The organism is Dietzia papillomatosis NBRC 105045 (assembly GCF_001570845.1).
Lineage (GTDB): Bacteria > Actinomycetota > Actinomycetes > Mycobacteriales > Mycobacteriaceae > Dietzia > Dietzia cinnamea.
On record NZ_BCSL01000008.1, the window covers coordinates 59,379 to 77,493 of the forward strand.

The 18,115-nt window shown below is 71.8% G+C and carries 16 protein-coding genes; 10 read left to right on the forward strand and 6 right to left on the reverse strand.

The features are described 5' to 3' along the window. Nucleotides 1-9: 9 nt before the first annotated feature. The 3 genes from DPA01S_RS04315 to DPA01S_RS04325 all read right to left on the reverse strand — a co-directional run bounded on the left by DPA01S_RS04315 (nucleotide 10) and on the right by DPA01S_RS04325 (nucleotide 3,419). Nucleotides 10-558 carry a DUF779 domain-containing protein gene (locus DPA01S_RS04315; protein ID WP_082767612.1) on the reverse strand — a complete coding sequence of 183 codons (549 nt, stop codon included), beginning with the start codon at nucleotides 556-558 and terminating at the stop codon, nucleotides 10-12. Continuing rightward, nucleotides 558-2,081, reverse strand: coding sequence for an acetaldehyde dehydrogenase ExaC (exaC, locus tag DPA01S_RS04320; protein WP_061914227.1), 1,524 nt, complete (start codon nucleotides 2,079-2,081; stop codon nucleotides 558-560). The genes DPA01S_RS04315 and exaC overlap by 1 nt, the downstream gene beginning before the upstream one ends. Nucleotides 2,082-2,231: 150 nt before the next feature. Then, entirely contained in the window at nucleotides 2,232-3,419 is a 1,188-nt protein-coding gene (locus tag DPA01S_RS04325; protein ID WP_157076956.1) for a GAF domain-containing protein, read from the reverse strand. 136 nt (nucleotides 3,420-3,555) lie between these two features. Here DPA01S_RS04325 and DPA01S_RS04330 point away from each other — a divergent pair, with 136 nt between their 5' ends. Next, nucleotides 3,556-5,346 (forward strand): AMP-dependent synthetase/ligase, encoded by a 1,791-nt coding sequence (locus DPA01S_RS04330; RefSeq protein ID WP_061227834.1) that lies wholly within the window; start codon nucleotides 3,556-3,558, stop codon nucleotides 5,344-5,346. 61 nt (nucleotides 5,347-5,407) lie between these two features. Here the strand turns inward: DPA01S_RS04330 and DPA01S_RS04335 are convergent, their stop codons facing one another. Next, a complete protein-coding gene (locus DPA01S_RS04335; protein WP_061227833.1) occupies nucleotides 5,408-7,216 on the reverse strand; it encodes an AMP-dependent synthetase/ligase in 1,809 nt (602 codons plus the stop codon). 173 nt (nucleotides 7,217-7,389) lie between these two features. Here DPA01S_RS04335 and cysK point away from each other — a divergent pair, with 173 nt between their 5' ends. The 5 genes from cysK (at nucleotide 7,390) to fdhD (ending at nucleotide 11,129) form a co-directional block, all read left to right on the forward strand. Continuing rightward, complete coding sequence (cysK, locus tag DPA01S_RS04340; RefSeq protein WP_007629536.1) at nucleotides 7,390-8,325, forward strand: cysteine synthase A; 936 nt, start codon at nucleotides 7,390-7,392, stop codon at nucleotides 8,323-8,325. Nucleotides 8,326-8,348: 23 nt separating this feature from the next. Next, nucleotides 8,349-8,933 (forward strand): serine O-acetyltransferase EpsC, encoded by a 585-nt coding sequence (gene epsC / locus DPA01S_RS04345; RefSeq protein ID WP_109148625.1) that lies wholly within the window; start codon nucleotides 8,349-8,351, stop codon nucleotides 8,931-8,933. An 83-nt stretch (nucleotides 8,934-9,016) separates the two neighbouring features. Beyond that, the gene (locus DPA01S_RS17225; RefSeq protein ID WP_232303007.1) at nucleotides 9,017-9,328 is read left to right on the forward strand and encodes a hypothetical protein; all 312 of its coding nucleotides are present in this window, start codon (nucleotides 9,017-9,019) and stop codon (nucleotides 9,326-9,328) included. A 3-nt stretch (nucleotides 9,329-9,331) separates the two neighbouring features. Beyond that, nucleotides 9,332-10,360 carry a glycosyltransferase 87 family protein gene (locus tag DPA01S_RS04350; RefSeq protein WP_232303008.1) on the forward strand — a complete coding sequence of 343 codons (1,029 nt, stop codon included), beginning with the start codon at nucleotides 9,332-9,334 and terminating at the stop codon, nucleotides 10,358-10,360. Continuing rightward, nucleotides 10,308-11,129 (forward strand): formate dehydrogenase accessory sulfurtransferase FdhD, encoded by an 822-nt coding sequence (gene fdhD / locus DPA01S_RS04355; RefSeq protein WP_084374678.1) that lies wholly within the window; start codon nucleotides 10,308-10,310, stop codon nucleotides 11,127-11,129. Before DPA01S_RS04350 ends, fdhD begins: the two co-directional genes overlap by 53 nt. Here the strand turns inward: fdhD and DPA01S_RS04360 are convergent. Then, the gene (locus tag DPA01S_RS04360; protein ID WP_232303009.1) at nucleotides 11,074-12,732 is read right to left on the reverse strand and encodes an MFS transporter; all 1,659 of its coding nucleotides are present in this window, start codon (nucleotides 12,730-12,732) and stop codon (nucleotides 11,074-11,076) included. The two genes, fdhD and DPA01S_RS04360, sit on opposite strands and share 56 nt — an antisense overlap. Nucleotides 12,733-12,837: 105 nt before the next feature. On the opposite strand from DPA01S_RS04360, the gene DPA01S_RS04365 reads away from it, so the two are divergent. Further along, the gene (locus DPA01S_RS04365) at nucleotides 12,838-13,425 is read left to right on the forward strand and encodes a TetR/AcrR family transcriptional regulator (protein WP_061914233.1); all 588 of its coding nucleotides are present in this window, start codon (nucleotides 12,838-12,840) and stop codon (nucleotides 13,423-13,425) included. Beyond that, entirely contained in the window at nucleotides 13,422-15,287 is a 1,866-nt protein-coding gene (locus tag DPA01S_RS04370; RefSeq protein WP_061914235.1) for an NTP transferase domain-containing protein, read from the forward strand. Before DPA01S_RS04365 ends, DPA01S_RS04370 begins: the two co-directional genes overlap by 4 nt. Nucleotides 15,288-15,376: 89 nt before the next feature. Here the strand turns inward: DPA01S_RS04370 and DPA01S_RS16955 are convergent, their stop codons facing one another. Continuing rightward, nucleotides 15,377-15,514 (reverse strand): hypothetical protein, encoded by a 138-nt coding sequence (locus tag DPA01S_RS16955; RefSeq protein WP_165928478.1) that lies wholly within the window; start codon nucleotides 15,512-15,514, stop codon nucleotides 15,377-15,379. 486 nt (nucleotides 15,515-16,000) lie between these two features. Here DPA01S_RS16955 and DPA01S_RS04375 point away from each other — a divergent pair, with 486 nt between their 5' ends. Together DPA01S_RS04375 and DPA01S_RS04380 are read left to right on the forward strand one after the other, a co-directional pair. Beyond that, nucleotides 16,001-16,459, forward strand: coding sequence for an RrF2 family transcriptional regulator (locus DPA01S_RS04375; RefSeq protein WP_007627491.1), 459 nt, complete (start codon nucleotides 16,001-16,003; stop codon nucleotides 16,457-16,459). Between the two features lie 132 nt (nucleotides 16,460-16,591). After that, nucleotides 16,592-17,872, forward strand: a complete 1,281-nt coding sequence (locus DPA01S_RS04380; protein ID WP_061914237.1) for a globin domain-containing protein — start codon at nucleotides 16,592-16,594, stop codon at nucleotides 17,870-17,872. Nucleotides 17,873-18,115: the final 243 nt, after the last annotated feature.

The window sequence follows — 18,115 nt, forward strand, 5'->3', positions numbered from 1 at the left end:
GGCCCGCCCCTACGCCCCCGGGTCCGCCCCCGTCGCCGGCGGGAACTCCTCGAGGGCGGCGAGTTCGCGCTCGTCGAACGTGCGGGCCCGCGACAGGAACCGCTTCCCGGTCGGGTTCTCGAGACTGAACCCCGAGCCCCTGCCCGGGACCGCGTCCAGCACCAGTTGTGTGTGCTTCCAGGTGTCGAACTGTGGGCCCGAGATCCAGACGCGCACCCGGGTCGACGACGACGACGAGCTCAGGCGCGCCTCGTCTTCGTCTCCCGCCGGTACGTCCCGGGCGCCCGGCGCCAGGTCCACCTCCCCCACGAGGACATCCCGCTGACCCACGCGGAACTCCCCGTCCGGGTAGCACATGGGCGCCGAACCGTCGCAGCACCCGCCGGACTGGTGGAACATCACCGGCCCGTGGCGCTCGACCAGCTCGCGGATCAGCTGCGCGGCCGGCTCGGTGACCACGACGCGCGCCGGCAGCGCGGCCGGCGCCCCCTCGGGCGGGAGGGCCCGTGCCGCGATGCGCACGCTCCCGCCCGAGGGCAATCCGCACACGTCGTCCATCAGAAGAAGCCCTGCGGCTTACCCGAGTAGCTCACGAGCAGGCACTTGGTCTGCTGGTAGTGGTCGAGCATCATCCGGTGGTTCTCGCGCCCGATGCCGGACTGCTTGTACCCGCCGAACGCCGCGTGGGCCGGGTACTGGTGATAGGTGTTGGTCCACACCCGGCCGGCCTGGATGGTGCGGCCGGCCCGGTAGGCGGTGGTGCCGTTGCGCGACCACACACCGGCGCCGAGACCGTAGAGGGTGTCGTTGGCGATCATCATGGCGTCGTCGAAATCGGTGAACGAGCTCAGGGAGAGCACCGGGCCGAAGATCTCCTCCTGGAACAGGCGCATCTTGTTGTGGCCGCGGAAGACCGTCGGCTCCACGTAGAAGCCGCCGGCGAGATCGCCGTCGAGCTCGGCGCGTCCGCCGCCGGTGAGCACGTCCGCGCCCTCCTGCTTGCCGATGTCGATGTAGGACAGGATCTTCTCGAGCTGGTCGGTCGAGGCCTGGGCGCCCATCATCGTCTCGGTGTCGAGCGGATTTCCGGTCTTGATCTGCCTGACCCGGTCGATCGCGAGGTCGGTGAAGTCATCGATGATCGACTTCTGCACCAGCGCACGCGAGGGGCAGGTGCATATCTCGCCCTGGTTGAGGCCGAACATGGCGAAGCCCTCGAGCGCGGACTGAAGGAAGTCGTCATCGGCGTCCATGACGTCCTCGAAGAAGATGTTGGGGCTCTTGCCGCCGAGTTCGAGGGTCACCGGGATGAGGTTCTCGGACGCGTACTGCATGATCAGCCGGCCCGTGGTGGTCTCGCCGGTGAAGGCCACCTTGCGGATGCGCGGGTTGGACGCGAGCGGCTTGCCCGCCTCGGTGCCGAAGCCGTTGACCACGTTGATCACGCCCGGCGGCAGCAGGTCGCCGATGATCGACATCAGGAACAGGATCGATGCCGGGGTCTGCTCCGCCGGCTTGAGCACCACGCAGTTACCGGCGGCCAGGGCCGGGGCCAGCTTCCAGACCGCCATGAGGATCGGAAAGTTCCACGGGATGATCTGGCCGACCACGCCGAGCGGCTCCTGGAAGTGGTAGGCGACGGTATCCCCGTTGATCTCGGAGATGCCGCCCTCCTGGGCGCGGATCGCGCCGGCGAAGTAGCGGAAGTGGTCGATCGCCAGCGGGATGTCGGCCGCCAGACACTCGCGGATCGCCTTGCCGTTGTCCCACGACTCGGCGAGCGCGATCTTCTCGAGGTTCTCCTCCATGCGATCGGCGATCCGGAGCAGCACCAGCGACCGCTCCGTGGCGGAGCTCGCACCCCACGCCGGCGCAGCGGCCCAGGCCGCGTCCAGCGCGGCCTCGATGTCCTCGGCCGTCCCGCGGCCCACCTCGCAGAACACCTGGCCGGTGATGGGGGTGACGTTCTCGAAGTACTCGCCCTTGACCGGCGCGACCCACTCGCCACCGATGTAGTGGTCGTAGCGGCTCTCGTAGGACATCACCGCGTCGGCGGAACCGGGCTGGGAGTAGACGGTCATGTCTGGCACCTCTCGTCTGCGCGCGCCGACCCCTGCGGTCGGCGACTGTGATGCAGAACACTATCGACGGGAGGGTTGCACGGACGTTGCACGCCGCGCGGCGAGGCAGGGGCGGCGAGGGAGGGACCGGGGGCGACGACGACGAGGCGCTCAGGCCCCCAGCCGGTCGTCCAACACCCGGTGCACGGAGCGGGCCGAGGACCGCGCCGCCGGGGAGAGGTCGGGCAGCGACCCCAGGGTCCGCCAGGCGTCGGGGTCCTCGCGCCCGGGGCCGGCGGTCCAGGCGCGCAGGGCCCGCACCGATCCCGCGCCCAACGCGGCGGCGCGGACCCGGGCGTGCAGCTCTTCCCGCAGGTCGGCGACACCCGGCGCGAAGGAGGTCGGCAAGAGCGGACCGGGGTAGGCCGCCACCGCGGCGTCCACGTCGACGTCGAGCATGGCGACCACCCGGTCGGCACCGGTCTCCACGACCCCCGGTGCCAGGCGGTACGGCCGGGAGCCGATGACGTCCGGCCCCAGGGCGCGGCGCAGTCTCGACATCTCGGCGCGGACGCTGACGGCGTCGAGCCTCCCCTCGGCGAGGAGCCCGGCCAGCGCTCCGCCGGACAGCCCACCGGGGTGGGCGGCGAGCAGGACGAGGATCTCGGCGTGACGACCGGTGAGCGGGCCGTGGTCGGCGAGCACCGGACGGGCGGTGCCGAGGACCTCGAGGAGGCGCGGCGCGGTCGCCGCCGCCACCGCCGGCCCGGGCAGGAGCACGCCGGCCGGGGTCGACCGCAGCTCGGCCTCGGCGAGCAGCGCGGTGGCACCGACCAGGGCGAGCACCTCGTCCGAGGCCGCGGTGTCGTGACCGGTCACGTCGATACCGCCGATCACCCGCCCCGTCACCGGGTCGTGGACCGGCGCGGCCGAGCAGCTCCACGAGTGGGCGGGCGCGAGGAAGTGCTCCGCACCACGCACCCGCACGGGGACGTCGTGCCGCAGCGCGAGGCCCGGCGCGTTCGCCCCCACCGCGTCGTCGCTCCACAGCGCTCCCGGCACGAACGCCATCCGCTCCGCCCGCGTCCGCACGCCGCGGTCCCCGTACAGCCACAGGAGCCGGCCGTCGGCGTCGGCGACCGCCACGAGGTGGCCGCTGGTCATGACCCCGGATACCAGCACCTTCTCGACGACGGGCAGCACCGCCGCCATCCGGTGCGCGGCCAGGTGCGCGGACAGGTCGGGGCCCTGCAGGTCGACCGGCGGATCCGCCCGATCCGGGTCGATCCCCCGTCGCCTGCTCCGCTCCCAGGACTGCGCGACGATCGCGCTGGCCACTGTTGACCTCCCCGCCGACATGACGCCAGTGTAACGACCGTCACAGAACATGACGTCACCCTCATAAACGAACCCAAATAACAGGTGCTTGCCACAGGGGGCGGCGACCCCTCTACAATCGTCAGTGATTCAGGCCACACATGATTTAAGGACCGAGATGACGACCGAGTTCGCCACCCCGCCAGCCGCCAAACCCTTCCCTGTCGAGAACCTGTCGAGACTCGTGTTCAAGAACGCACAGGAGGCGCCGAACGACGTCGCCGTGCTGCGCCTGGTCGGCGGCGACTGGAAGGAGGTCACCTGCGCCCAGTACCTGGAGGAGGTCAAGGGCGTGGCCAAGGGCCTCATCGCCCGGGGCGTGAAGCCCGGCGACCGACTGGCGATCATGAGCCACACCCGCTACGAGTGGTCGCTCATCGCCTGGGCGGCCTGGGTCGCCGGCGCGGTCACCGTGCCGATCTACGAGACGTCCTCGTCCGCGCAGTGCGACTGGATCCTCACCAACTCGGACGCGACCGTCGCGGTCGTCGAGGACCTCGAGTTGCGCGAGGTGCTCACCGCCGGCACCGACTGGTCCGGTGACATCCTCGTGATCGAGAACGACCTCGTCGCCCAGCTCACCGAGGCCGGCGCCGACGTCTCGGACGCCGACCTCGAGAAGGCCTCGCTCGTCGCCGGCCACGAGGACCCCTGCGCGATCATCTACACCTCCGGCACGACAGGCAACCCCAAGGGCTGCGAGATCGTGCACGGCGGGTTCGGCGGCGTCGTCGTGTCGGTCGAGGAGCAACTCCAGGACGCGTTCGTGCCCAACAGTCGGACCCTCATCTTCCTGCCCCTGGCCCACGTCCTCGCCCGCATCCTGGAGGTGGCCTGCTTCTACAAGCGCGTGGCCGTGGCGCACGAGCCGGACACCACCAAGGTCATCGAGCGCCTCGGCGAGATCCACCCCACCTTCCTGGTGTCGGTGCCGCGCGTGCTGGAGAAGGTCTACAACTCCGCCGCGGCAAAGGCCGAGAACGCCGGCGGCGCCAAGGCCAAGATCTTCAAGGCCGCCGTCCAGACGGCCATCGACTACTCCAAGGCCCTCGAGAACGGCGGTCGGCCGTCGGCCGCGCTGAAGGTCAAGCAGAAGCTCTACTCGAAGCTCGTCTACTCGAAGCTGCACGACGCTCTGGGCGGCGAATGCGACCGCATCATCTCGGGCGGTGGGCCGCTGGGCGCCCGCCTGGGCCACTTCTTCCGCGGCGCCGGGTTCGACCTGCTCGAGGGCTATGGCCTGACCGAATCCTCGGGCGTGCTCACCGTCAACCCGACCAACCGGGCCAAGATCGGCACCGTCGGCACGCCGATCCCGGGCGTCACCATCCGCATCGCCGAGGACGGCGAGGTCCTGGCCAAGGCCAAGACGCTGTTCAAGGGCTACTGGCGAAACCCGGAGGCGACCGCCGCCGCGTGGACCGGCGAGTGGTACCACACCGGCGACATCGGCGAGCTCGACTCCGACGGCTACCTCTCCATCACGGGTCGCAAGAAGGACCTGATCGTCACCGCCGGCGGGAAGAACGTCTCGCCCTCGCAGCTCGAGGACCTGCTCACCTCTGACCCGCTGATCAGCCAGGCCGTCGTGGTGGGCGACAACCGCAGCTACATCGCGGCGCTCGTCACGATCGACCCGGAGACGTTCCCCGCGTGGCGGGACAGGCACGGCAAGACCGGCGAGGTCTCGGACCTGCTGCAGGACGGCGAGCTGGTCGGCGCGGTCCAGGACGCGGTGGACCGGGCCAACAAGTCGGTCTCCCGCGCGGAATCCATCCGCAAGTTCAAGATCCTCGCGGCCGAGTTCTCCGTCGAGTCCGGCGAACTCACCCCCACCCTCAAGCTCAAGCGCAACGTCGTGCACGACCGGTTCGGCAGCGAGATCGAGTCGCTGTACACCGACGCCTGATCCACCGATCGTGGGAGCGCCCGGGCCCGGACGGGTTCCGGGCGCTCTCGTTTCGGCACGATCAGGCGTACATGTCCTCGATCTGCTCGGCGTAGCGCTCGGCCACCACGTGCCGCTTGACCTTCAGGGTCGCGGTCAGCTCCCCCGACTCCTCGGTGAAGTCCCGGGGCAGGACGGTGAACTTCTTGACGCCTTCGGCCTGCGAGACCTGCCGGTTGGCATCGTCCACGGCGAACTGGATCTCGGCCTGCAGTGCGGGGTCGGTCACCAGGTCCTCGGCCGGCTTGCCTCCGTGGCCGTTCTCCGCGGCCCATGCCTCGAGCTCGTTCTCGTCGACCGTGATCAGCGCGGAGACGAACTTGCGGCCCTCGCCGATCAGCACCGCGTGGCCGACCAGCCGGTGCGCGCGGATCGCATCCTCGATCTGCCCCGGCGAGACGTTCTTACCGCCGGCGGTGACGATGATCTCCTTGGACCGGCCGGAGATCGTCAGGTATCCGTCCGCGTCGAGCGAACCGAGGTCGCCGGTGTTGAACCAGCCGTCCACGACGGCCTCGGCGGTCGCCTCGGGGTTGTTCCAGTAGCGGTCGAAGATGATGTCGCCGGCCAACTCCACCTCGCCGGCGTCGTTGATACGCACGCTGGTTCCGGCCACCGGGCGGCCGACGGTGCCGATGCGCTGGCAGCCGGGCCCGTTGACGGTGGCGGCGGCGGTGCTCTCGGTCAGGCCGTAGCCCTCGTAGACGGGCACGCCGACTCCGCGGAAAAAGTGCGAGATGCGGTCGGGCAGGGCGCCGCCGCCGGAGATGGCGTACTCGCACCGGCCGCCGAGCGCCTCGCGTATGGACTTGTAGACGAGCAGGTCGAGCGCCTTGTACTGGACGGTGTGCAGGAGCGAGGGTCGACGCTCGTCGTCCAGTCCGTCATTGCCGCGCCGCACGCTGTCCTCGATGGCGATCGCCTCGGCGCGTTCGAAGATGCCCCTCTGCACCGCGCCCTTGGCGGCGGCCTTCGTGGCGATCCCGTCGCGGACCTTCTCGAAGACGCGTGGGACCCCGAGGATCATGTGCGGCCGGAAATCGGCGAAGCGCGGGAGGAGGGTGGCGGTGTCGTCCCAGAAGCCGACGGTCGCGTCACCCAGGTAGACGGTGTAGGTCACGGCGCGGGCGAGCACGTGGGCCAGCGGCAGGAACATCAGCGACTTCTTGCCAGCCTGCGCCATGGACCCGATGGGGTGATCGAGCAGCGCGTGGCACTCCGCCAGGAGGTTGCGGTGGGTGATCACGCAGCCCTTGGGCCGCCCGGTGGTGCCGGAGGTGTAGATGATCGACGCGGGGGCGTCCACCCGGAGGGTGTCCAGCGCGGCGTCGAGGGTGGCGGGCTCGACGGCCTCGCCGTCGGCCTCGAGGGTCTCCACGGCGCCGTCGTCGAGGTAGAGGATCCGGGTGCAGGTGTCCGGGACCGCGGTATCTCCGACGACGACGACGTGGTCGTCGTTCTCGGCCACGAGGACCTTGGCGGCGGAGTCTTCGAGGATCCATTCGAGCTGGCCCGCGGAGGACGAGGGGTAGATCGGCACGGTGATGGCTCCGGCGGTCCAGACCGCGAGGTCGACGAGGACCCATTCGAGGCGGGTGCCGGCCATGAGCGCCACCCGGTCCCCGGGCTCGACGCCGGAGGCGATGAGCCCGGCGGCGATCGCGTCGACCCGCTCGCGCAGCTCGGCGCTCGAGAGCCCCTGCCACTTCTCGCCGGTGTGGTACTCGAACGGGGTGGCCCGCGGGTTCGTGGTGGCCCGTCCCCGCGCCACCACCGGGATGAGGTCGGCCTCGGTGAAGGTTCGGGTGGACGGGACGGAGATCTCGCGCATGCCGGATGCGGCCTTTCGGACGACGAAGAAATGGAGCGCAGTCGATTATCGGCCCGCCGGTCGCCCGTGGCAATCGCGGCGGCGAATCCGGAGGACCCCCTCGTGCCGGGTTGCGATATCACGTAGACTACGCAATAGACAGACCTGTTCATTCTTCAGAACGGAACCCCCACATGGCGCAGATCTACTCCGACATCAGCGAGACCATCGGCAAGACCCCGCTGGTCCGCCTCAACTCCCTGACCGAGGGACTGCAGGCCACCGTCCTGGCAAAGCTCGAGTCCGCGAACCCGGCAGCCAGCGTCAAGGACCGCATCGGCGCGGCCATCATCGACGACGCGGTGGCGTCGGGCGGCCTCAAGCCCGGTGGCACGATCGTCGAGGGCACGTCCGGCAACACCGGTATCGCGCTGTCCATGGTCGCGGCGGCCCGCGGTTTCAAGGCCGTCATCGTCATGCCCGACACCATGTCGGTCGAGCGCCGCGCCGTGATGCGCGCCTACGGTGCCGAGCTCATCCTCACCCCGGGCTCCGAGGGGATGAAGGGCGCGGTGGCCAAGGCCGAGGAGATCGCCGCGACGCGTGAGAACGCCGTCCTGGCCCGCCAGTTCGCCAATCCCGCCAACGTGGACGTCCACCGCCGCACCACCGGACCCGAGATCTGGGAGGACACGGACGGCGACATCGACGTGTTCGTGGCCGGCATCGGCACCGGCGGCACCATCTCCGGCGCGGGCAACTACCTGCGCTCGCAGAAGTCGGACCTGCACATCGTCGCCGTCGAGCCCAAGGACTCGCCGCTGCTGACCGAGGGCAAGGCCGGACCGCACAAGATCCAGGGCCTGGGCGCCAACTTCGTGCCCGAGATCCTCGACCGGGAGATCTACGACGAGGTCATCGACGTCACCCTCGAGGACTCATTGGAGATCGCCAAGCGACTCGGCAAGGAGGAGGGCATCCTCGCCGGCATCTCCTCGGGAGCCAACGTGTGGGCCGCCCTCGAGATCGCCAAGCGTCCCGAGAACGCCGGTAAGACCATCGTCGTCATCGTGTGCGACTACGGCGAGCGCTACGTCTCGACCATGCTGTTCGAGGACTACCGCGACTGATGACGCCGACGTCCGATCGCCCGGTGGGGTTCTGGCGCACGCTGCGCGAGGACCTCGCCGCGGCGCGCGCCCATGACCCCGCCGCCCGGGGCGACGTCGAGAACGCCGTCGTCTATTCCGGCCTCCACGCCATCTGGTTCCACAGGCTCTCGCACCGGCTGTGGAACGCCGGCGGCGTCGGTCGCACCGCCGGGCGCGTCCTGTCCCAGTTCGCCCGGTTCCTCACGGGGATCGAGATCCACCCCGGCGCCACCATCGGGCGGCGGTTCTTCATCGACCACGGGATGGGCGTCGTCATCGGCGAGACCGCCGAGATCGGCGACGACTGCATGATCTACCACGGCGTGACCCTCGGCGGCGTCTCGCTCAAGCAGGTCAAGCGGCATCCGACGCTCGGGGACCGCGTGACGGTGGGTACCGGGGCCAAGATCCTGGGTCCCGTGGAGATCGGGGACGACTCGTCGGTGGGCGCCAACGCCGTCGTCGTCAAGAGCGCCCCCGCCAACTCGATCATCGTGGGTATCCCCGGTCAGGCCCGCCCGTCCGAGTCGAGCAAGGAGGAGCTGCGCGACGCGCAGTTCTACATCGACCCGGCCATCTACATCTAGCCGCGGCCCGCGCGGCGGGGCACCACCCGGCGGCGGCGCGCGAGGGAGGGCCGCGAGCCAGGCCTCGGCTAGGCTCTGCCACTGTGCGAGTGCTTCCCACCACCTACTGGCTGCGCGGACCACTGGCCCTGCTGGCGCTGGGGTCGGTGGTCATGGTCCTGCGTGCACCCGACGAACGGACGCCGTGGTGGGGCATCACCCAGAGCTTCCTGGACGTTCACGTGTACCGGTGGGGCGCCGAGGCCGCCCGGTCCGGCACGCCCCTCTACGAGGGCCTGCTGTGGGGACCCAACGCCCGCTTCTTCGCGGAGATGCCGTTCACCTACCCGCCGTTCTCGGCGTTGCTCTTCCAGCCGCTGCCGCTGCTCTCCGAAGCGCTGATGATGGCCGGCTAGACGGTGCTCACCCTGGGGTTGTTGTACCTGGTCATCCGGATGTCGTTCCGTGCGCTCGACTACGCCCCCGACACCGTCACCAGGCAGGTGTCCCTGTGCCTGGCCCTGATCAGCCTGTCGCTCGAGCCGGTCCGCACCACCGTCTGGCTGGGCCAGATCAACATCATCCTGCTGGCCCTCGTCCTCGCCGACCATCTCCTGTCCCGGATCGGGCCGTACCACCGTTTCGCCGGGTGGCGCCACGCCGCCGGTATCGGCAGCGGACTCGCGGCGGGGATCAAGCTGACGCCCGCGTTCTTCTGGGCGCACTGGGTCGTCACCGGGCGGTGGCGCCTCGCCCTGGTCTCCGTGGCCACGTTCCTCGCGACGGTGGCGGTCGGCTTCCTCGCGATCCCCTCGGACGCCGCCCGGTACTGGTCGGGCACGGTCTTCGAGTCGGGCCGCATCGCCCAGGACTCGGTGGTGTCCAACCAGTCGCTACGCGGGGTCGTCGCCCGGGTCCTCGGCGTCGACGCCGCCCCCACCGCCGCCTGGCTGGCGCTGGCGGCGGTCGCCGCGGTGGTCGGGTTGGCGATGGCGGCCCTGCTGCACCGGGCCGGCCACCAGCTCCTGGCGTTGACGCTGTCCGGGATGACGATGTCGGTGGTGTCGCCGTTCTCGTGGGGCCACCACTGGGTCTGGTTCGTGCCGCTGCTGGTCCTCGCGGTGCACCACGCGATCGCCGGCCGCCGCTGGTACCTCTGGCTCCTGCCGCCGCTGCTCTGGGCCGCCACCGCCGCCTGGGTGCAGAGCTTCCCCAACCCGGACTTCCCCGACGACCGGTGGGTGGCGATCGGGTTGTTCATGCTCGGGGGCGACATCCCCCCGGTGGTCTTCGGGCTGATCACGAACATCTACCCGCTGGTCTGGCTGGTCACGCTGGTGCTGACGGCGCTGCTGCTCCGACGCTCCCGCTCGGACGGCGCTAGGCTGCGCGGATATGGGACGACGGACGACTCGTCACCGGGCGCAGCGGGTTCTGGCCGGGGGTGACGCACGGCGGGAGGTGACGACCCTCGCCGTCGAGGAGCCGCTCGAGATCCGGGTTGGCGGCCAGCCGTTCGTCGTCACGATGCGCACCCCGGGCGACGACGTGGATCTCGCCGCCGGGCACCTGGTCTCCGAGGGGGCGGTATGGCACCGCGATCACCTGCCCGAGATCTGCTATTGCACCACCGTCAGCGGTCGGGCCGAGCAGGATTACAACACCCTCACGGTGACCCTCTCGCCGGATATCCCGGCGACCCGGTCCGCCCGGGCCACCACGATGAGCAGCGCCTGCGGGGTGTGCGGCGTGGACTCGATCGACGAGGTGCGGCGCTCGACCCACTTCCCGGCCGAGCCGGTCGAACCGCTCGTCGACGCCGAGGTGCTGCTGACGCTGCCCGAGCGACTCCTCGACCACCAGCGGCTGTTCGGCAAGACGGGTGGGGTCCACGCGGCGGGGCTGTTCTCCGCCACCGGCGAGCTGCTGTGCCTGCGCGAGGACGTGGGCAGGCACAACGCCGTGGACAAGGTCGTGGGCTGGGCGCTGCGCGAGGGCCGGTTGCCGCTGCGGGGAACAGTCCTCCAGGTGTCGGGCCGGGCGTCGTTCGAGCTCGTGCAGAAGGCGTCGATGGCCGGTATCCCGGTGATGTCGGCGGTGAGCGCACCGTCCTCGCTCGCCGTGGACCTGGCGGAGGAGGCCGGGGTGACCCTCGTCGGGTTCAGCCGGGGCGACCGGGCGACGGTGTACGCCCATTCCGAGCGCATCCGGGACTGAGCGCGCCGCCCGCGGGCCCGCTGTGTCGGCCGGCCGGTGGTCGAGCATCGTCACCAGGAACCGTCGCGCGTCGCGGGTCGCCGGCGGCCTCGGCGCGCTCGCCGTACGGCACGTACCCGCGGCCGGGTGCGACGACCAGCAGGACCAGCGCGGCTCCCGCGGTGACGAGCCCCAGCGCGAGCAGGGCGTCGGCGATGCCCGAGGCGAAGATCTCGGCCGCGGCGTCGACGATCGGCTGCGCCACGGGGCCGGCGACCTCGCCGAACTCCACCGCGCCGGCGAACGATCCGGCCACCGCCTCGCGGGCGGGCTCGGGGACGCCCGGCAGGACTGCGCCGATGTCGGCGGCGTACCGGCCGGCGAGGATGCTGCCGGAGATCGCGATGCCGATCGCGGCCCCCACCTCGCGCATGGCGTCGTTGACCGCCGCGGCCACGCCCTGCTCGTCGGCGGGGATGTCCGAGACGATCGCGGACGTCGCGGGCGCGGTTGACAGGCCCAGGCCGACACTGGCGGTGACCATCGGCCACAGGATGTCCCAGTAGCTCGAGTCGACGCCCAGCCGCGAGAGGAAGATCATCCCGGTGGCGATCGCGCCCACACCCACCACCGACACCGCCCGCAGTCCGACCCCCGCGATGAGCTTGGGCGAGAGCAGGGAGAACACCATGACGGGCACGACCGTGGGCGCCAGCGACAGGGACGCCCCGATCGCGTCGTAGCCCTTGACCAGCTGCAGGTACTGCACGATGAGCAGGAAGAACCCGAAGATCGTGAGGAACTGCATCCCCACGGCCACCGAGCCGGCCGAGAAGCCGCGGCGCCGGAAGTAGCGCACGTCGAGGATCGGGTCGTCGGCTCGGAGTTCGACCAGCACGAAGGCGGCCAGGCTCACGGCGGAGGTGATGAGGGCGACGACGACGGGGACCTCCGAGAAGCTCGTGTGCGCTCCCTCGATGAGCCCGAACACCACCCCTCCGACGGCCAGTGCGGAGAACACGGCGCCAGCGACGTCCGGCCGACCACGCCGGGACGCGACGGACTCACCGATCGTGAACGCGGCCACCAGCACCACCAGGCCCAGGACCGCGTAGACGGCGAAGATCGACTTCCAGGACCACACCTGCAGCATGAGCCCGGAGCCGATCAGTCCGACGATCCCACCGATGCCGGCGAAGCCCGCCCAGGTACCGACGGCGGTCCCGCGGCGCTCGGGCGGGAAGCTCGCGGTCAGCAGCGAGAGCGTCGACGGCATGACGAACGCAGCGCCCACGCCGGCGACCGCCCGCAGGATGATGAGCCAGAGCGGCGAGTCGAGCCACAGAGGCAGCGCGGAGGACAGGGTGAACAGGGCCAGCCCCACGATGAGGGTGGCGCGGCGGCCGAAGCGGTCGCCCAGCGCGCCGGCGGTGAGCACGAGCGCGGCCAGCGCGAGCGTGTAGGCGTCGACGATCCACGTGAGCTCGGCCTGGGTGGCGCCGATGGCCACGGCGAGTTCGGGCAGCGACGTGTACAGCGCGGACATGGTGGCCACGACCAGCGAGACCGCGACGACGTTGACGAACAGCAGCCATCGGCGTCGTCCGGTGGACAGTTCCAGCACGAGGCCTCCTGGGTGGGTGGGGCGGGAAACGCTACTGCCGGTATCGCTTCAGCCCCGCCACCGTAACGCACGACCCGCCCGGCGCGGCGGGTCACAATGGGGGCCATGTCCACGCCGACCGACCCCCGCCGCGCCCGCTCCCGCGGAAAGCTCCTGGACGCCGCGGCGGACCTCCTCGTCTCGGGCGGCGCGGCGGCGGTGACGGTCGAGGCGGTCACCCGGCTGTCCGGGGTCGCGCGGACCACGCTGTACCGCAACTTCCCGTCGACGGACTCGCTCATCGCGGCCGCGTTCCGCCGATTGCTGCCCGCCCCGGAGCCGCCGCCGACGGACCTCCCGCTGCGCGAGCAGCTGCTGCACCTGTGCGCGTCGATGACCCGCCTCATCCAGGACGCGCCCCTGCAGCAGTCGATGCTGGGATGGCTGGCGATGGGCCGCGGCGCCTCGGAGGACGACGAGGTCGGCCAGCTCCGACGCGGGGTCGTGGACTCCTACACGGCGCCGCTGCACGCGGCGCTCTCCGCCGCGGAGGCCGACGGCACCCTCGTCCCCGGCGACCGCGACCTCGCGGTGGCGCAGCTCGCCGGGCCGGTGGTGGTCGCGCGCATGATCGGCCTGCGCCCGTTCACGCCGACCGACGTCGAGCGGCTGGTCGACGACTTCCTCCGCGGTCGACTGGCGGACGAGACGTGACCGCCGTCGGCGCGATCGTGCTCGCCGGTGGCCGCGCGAGCCGCCTCGGGGGCGTCGACAAGGCCCGGGTCACGGTGGCGGGGCGACCGATGATCGAGAGCGTCGTCGGCGCCGCCCGGGACGTGGCCGGGCCCGTCATCACCGTGGGCCCCGGTGGTGACACCCGCGAGGATCCGCCCCACTCCGGGCCGGTCGCCGCGATCGCCGCGGGACTGGCGGGACTGCCGGGGGCGGTGGAGCTCGTCGTCGTCGTCGCCTGTGACCTCCCCGACCTCGACGCCGCCACCCTCCGCGCCCTCCTCGCCGCGCTGCGCCGCCCCGCCGCCTCGACCACCGGCGCGGGCGAGGTCAGCGCCCCGCGCGCAGCGCTCGCCGTGGACGCCGCGGGGCACGACCAGTACCTCCTGGCCGCGTGGGACCGCCGCGCCCTCGCCGCGCGCCTGGCCGCCCTGGAGGCCTCCGGCGGCGTGGGCGGGCGCGCCGTCCGGGCCCTGTACGACGACGAGGAGGTGGTCCGCGTCCCCGTCGGCGACCCCGCGCGGGACGTCGACACGTGGGCCGACCTGGCCGGACGCGGACCCGTGGCCCTCGCGCACGTGGGGCCCGTCCTGCGGGCGGGGCTGACACCGGTACCGGCGGTCGGGCGCGCGCCCCTCGACGCGGTCGGGGCGGTCCTCGCGGCGCCGCTGATCGCGGCGGACCCGATGCCGAGGGGGCCGGTCTCGGCAATGGACGGCTACGCGCTGGCCGGGCCCGGGCCGTGGCGGCTGACCGGGGCCGCCCTCCGCGCCGGGGACGGCTCTCCCGCCTCCCTGGCCGCGGGGACGGCGGCGCGGATCGCGACGGGCGCGCTCGCCCCGCACGGCACCGACCGCGTGCTGCGGCACGAACTGGTCGAGGTTCGCGGCCCGGGCGGCGCAGAGGTTTCCGGCACGGCGGTGCCCGGCGACGCCGCGGTCCCGGGCGACCCTGTCATCACCGCGTCGGCCGGCGCCGACGGGGTCGACGACCTGCGTCCGGTCGGCGAGGACTGGCCGGCCGGGCACGCGCTGGCCCCGGCCGACACGGTGCTCGACGCGGCACTGGCCTCCGCGGCCGTGTCAGCAGGTGTCGGGCGGGTGTCCGTGCGCGGCCCGGTGCGGGCGACGGTGGTGACCACGGGGGACGAGGTCCTGCCCGCGGACACGCCTTCTCCCCTGCCGTCGGGGCGGATCCGCGACACCGTGGGGCCGCTGCTGAGCGGGCCCGCCGGGGTCCTGGCGCGGGCGGGCTTCGGGGCGGTGGACCCGCCGCGACACTGCCCGGACACGGCCGAGGCGGTCGACGATCTGCTCGGTGATTCCGATTCCGGTTCGGACGTGCTGGTGTTGGTGGGCGCGACCGGCCGGGGCGTGGCCGATCACCTGCGGCCGGCGCTCGAGCGGCTGGGGGCGCGCGTCGTGATCGACGGGGTCCGCGTCCGGCCCGGCGGCTCGCAACTCGTCGCGGAGCTGCCCGACGGGCGCGTTCTGCTGGCGCTGCCCGGAAATCCACTTGCGGCGGTGTGCGCGGCCGCCACCACGGGTCGGGCCCTGGTCGACGCGCTCACCGGCCGGCAGCGCACGCCGGTGACCGCCGAACTGGCGGGGCTGGCGGGGCTGGCCGACGTGGCGAATCCGAACCGCGCGCGGATCCTGCCCGCCTGGCCCGTCGGCACCGGGGGTTGGCGGCTCGCCGACCGCGTCCGCACCGCCCATCTCGCCGATCTCGCGGGCGCCCCCGCACTCGCCGTGGTACCCGAGGGCGGGAACGCGGGGACGGTTGCGAGCTCAGGGGCGGGCTCGGGCTCGGGCGGCCGTGTGGAGCTCGTCGACTGGATCTGACACCGGGCGGGCGGGCGCGGGCGCGGGGCGGCGCGGGGCGGGCGCGGGCCGGGTCCGCGCCGCCCTCAGCGTCGTCGTCAGCCTCGTCGTCAGCGTCGCCGGTTGCGCATCTTCCCGACGAACTCGCGGGCCTTGCGCTGATTCTCCGGCTTCGAGGCCTCGCGTTTGACCACCTGGACGGCCTTGAGCGCGACTCCGCTCCGCAGTGCGTTCCGTAGCAATCCCATAGTGCACCCTCAATCGATCGGCGGTGGAGCAAGTCTACCGCCGCGCGGTGGTCCCGGCCTCCGGTCGCGGGCTCCGCGGAAGCCCCATGCCTCCGCCCCGCCGGGCGGGCGGGCCGGCGGGCGGGCCGGCGGGCGGGCCGTCGTCACGAGGGGCGTCCCACGCAGCCGCTCGTCCGCATGGCGTCTCGCACGCACCGCGGGGTGGGCGAGACGCCATGCCGAGGGGCGGCTGCAGATCTGGCGGGCAAGCATAGGAGCGAGACGCCAGGGAGAGGAGCGGCTGCGCGGGTTGCGCGATGCAGGCCCGGGGGCGGGAAGCCGAGCCCGGGAGCGAGACGCCAGGGAGAGGAGCGGCTGCCGCGTGAGTGCGCTCCCCGCGGGCGTTGCCGCAGGTGGGACGGGCAGCAAATGACCAGCTCAATACGTATTTGAGATCACCCGCGACAAATGCACTGCAACAAGTCGCAATATGGCACGCTCGGCGTTGTGCAGTTGTCCCGGTCTTCCGATCTCGCGCTCCGCGCCCTCATGCGTCTCGCCGTCGCCGACGAACGCGAGGAGCGGATGACCGCTGCGGTGATCGCCGAATCGGTCGAGGCCTCTGTGAGCCACGTGGCCAAGATCGTCTCCCGCCTGGTCGAGTTGGGCCTGGCGGAGTCGCGGCGCGGCCGCGGCGGCGGGCTGGTCATCACCGAACTCGGCCGGCACGAGTCGGTCGGGCGGCTGCTGCGCCGACTGGAGGGCCCGGGCGAGGTCGTCCAGTGTGAGGGCCCGACGCCCTGCCCGCTCGCGGGCAACTGCGGACTCCGACGCGCGCTGGTCGACGCCCGCGAGGCGTTCTTCGCCACCCTCGACCCGCTGACGGTCGACGGGATCGTCCGCACGCCCACCCGCCAGGTGTCGCTCAGCCTCGGCGCCCGCCCCCGGACCGGCCCGGGACCCTGACCGCCCGGTCGGTGACACCCGCCGCCCCTCGTCCTCCACCCACACGCAGTCCGACCCACCTGGTGCTCGGACGGCCCCGTCGCGCCCCGACACGTCCGTCGCTGTCCCGGCGCTCTCGCAGAAGGAGTACCCGTGACCACCTCGATCACCACCCTGGAGTCGATCCTCGCGCATCCCCACGAGCTGTCCGACGAGCACGCCGCCGTGGTCCGCGAGACCCTGCCCGTGATCGGCGCCCACATCGACGAGATCACGCCGGTCTTCTACCGGACGATGTTCGCCGACAATCCGGAGCTGCTGCGCGACACGTTCAACCGCGGCAACCAGAAGCTCGGTGCGCAGCAGCGCGCGCTCGCCGCGTCCATCGCCACGTTCGCCACCCTGCTGGTGGACGGCCGGAGCCCGGTGGACATGCTCTCGCGGATCGGCCACAAGCACGCGAGCCTGGGCATCACGCCCGACCAGTACCAGGTGGTCCACGACTACCTCTTCGGCGCGATCGTCGAGGTCCTGGGCGAGGCGATCACGCCGGAGGTCGCAGCGGCGTGGGACGAGGTCTACTGGATCATGGCCGCCGTCCTGGTGGACTTCGAGAAGGCCCTCTATGCCGAGGCGCAGGTCGAGCCGGGTGACGTGTTCCGCACCGCCACCGTGGTGGCTCGCGAGGACGTCACGGACTCGGTGGCCGTCTTCACCCTCAGCGGCCCGGACGGCGAGCCGCTGCCCGACTTCCGACCCGGCCAGTACACCTCGGTCGGCGTGGTCCTGCCCGACGGCGCCCGCCAGCTGCGCCAGTACTCGCTGTCCACCGCCCCGGGCGACGGCACGTGGCGGATCGGCGTCCGCCGGGTCGACGCGGACGGCGAGGCCTCCCCTGCCGGCGAGGTCTCCGGGTGGCTGCACGCCAACGCGACCGTCGGCACCACCATCCAGGTCACCCTCCCGTTCGGCGATCTCGTCCTGGACGCCGCCGGGACCGCGGAGGACCGGGAGGACGCCCCGGTCGTCCTCTGCTCGGCGGGCATCGGCATCACGCCCATGCTCGGCATGATCGCCCACCTGGCGGCGACCGAGGACCCCCGCCGGGTGCTCGTCCTGCACGCCGACCGGAGCCGGGCCGATCACGTGCTCGCCGACGAGGTGGCCGGTGAGGCCGCGATGCTCGCGGACGCCGAGGTCCACACGTGGTACGAGCAGGCCCCCGACACCGACACCGACGCCGTCTCCGGCCCGGGCACGGTCCACCGCGGCCTCATGGACCTGTCGTCGGTCCCCCTCCCCGAGGGTGCGCACGTCTTCCTCTGCGGCTCCACCGGCTTCCTCCAGTCCCTCCGCCGGCAGTTCCTCGACGCCGGAGTGCCCGAGGACCGCCTCCACGCCGAGCTGTTCGCGCCCAACGACTGGCTGGTCTGATCCCGCCGCCGTGGGTCCGGTGCGTCGCCGCCCGGGCCCACGGTCGATTTACTGTCGCGAATTAGCGGAGATATCAACCAATTGGGGTGGCCAATTACCTTCTCGCCCCTTATCCCGAGACATTATCTGCGGTTATTCAGGGCGTTTTCTCCGCGCCAACTCCCTTAAAAACTCTAAATACTCAACGCGGAGTGTATTTAGCCGATAACAAAGTGCCCCAAAGCGCGAGAAGCGCCGATAGCG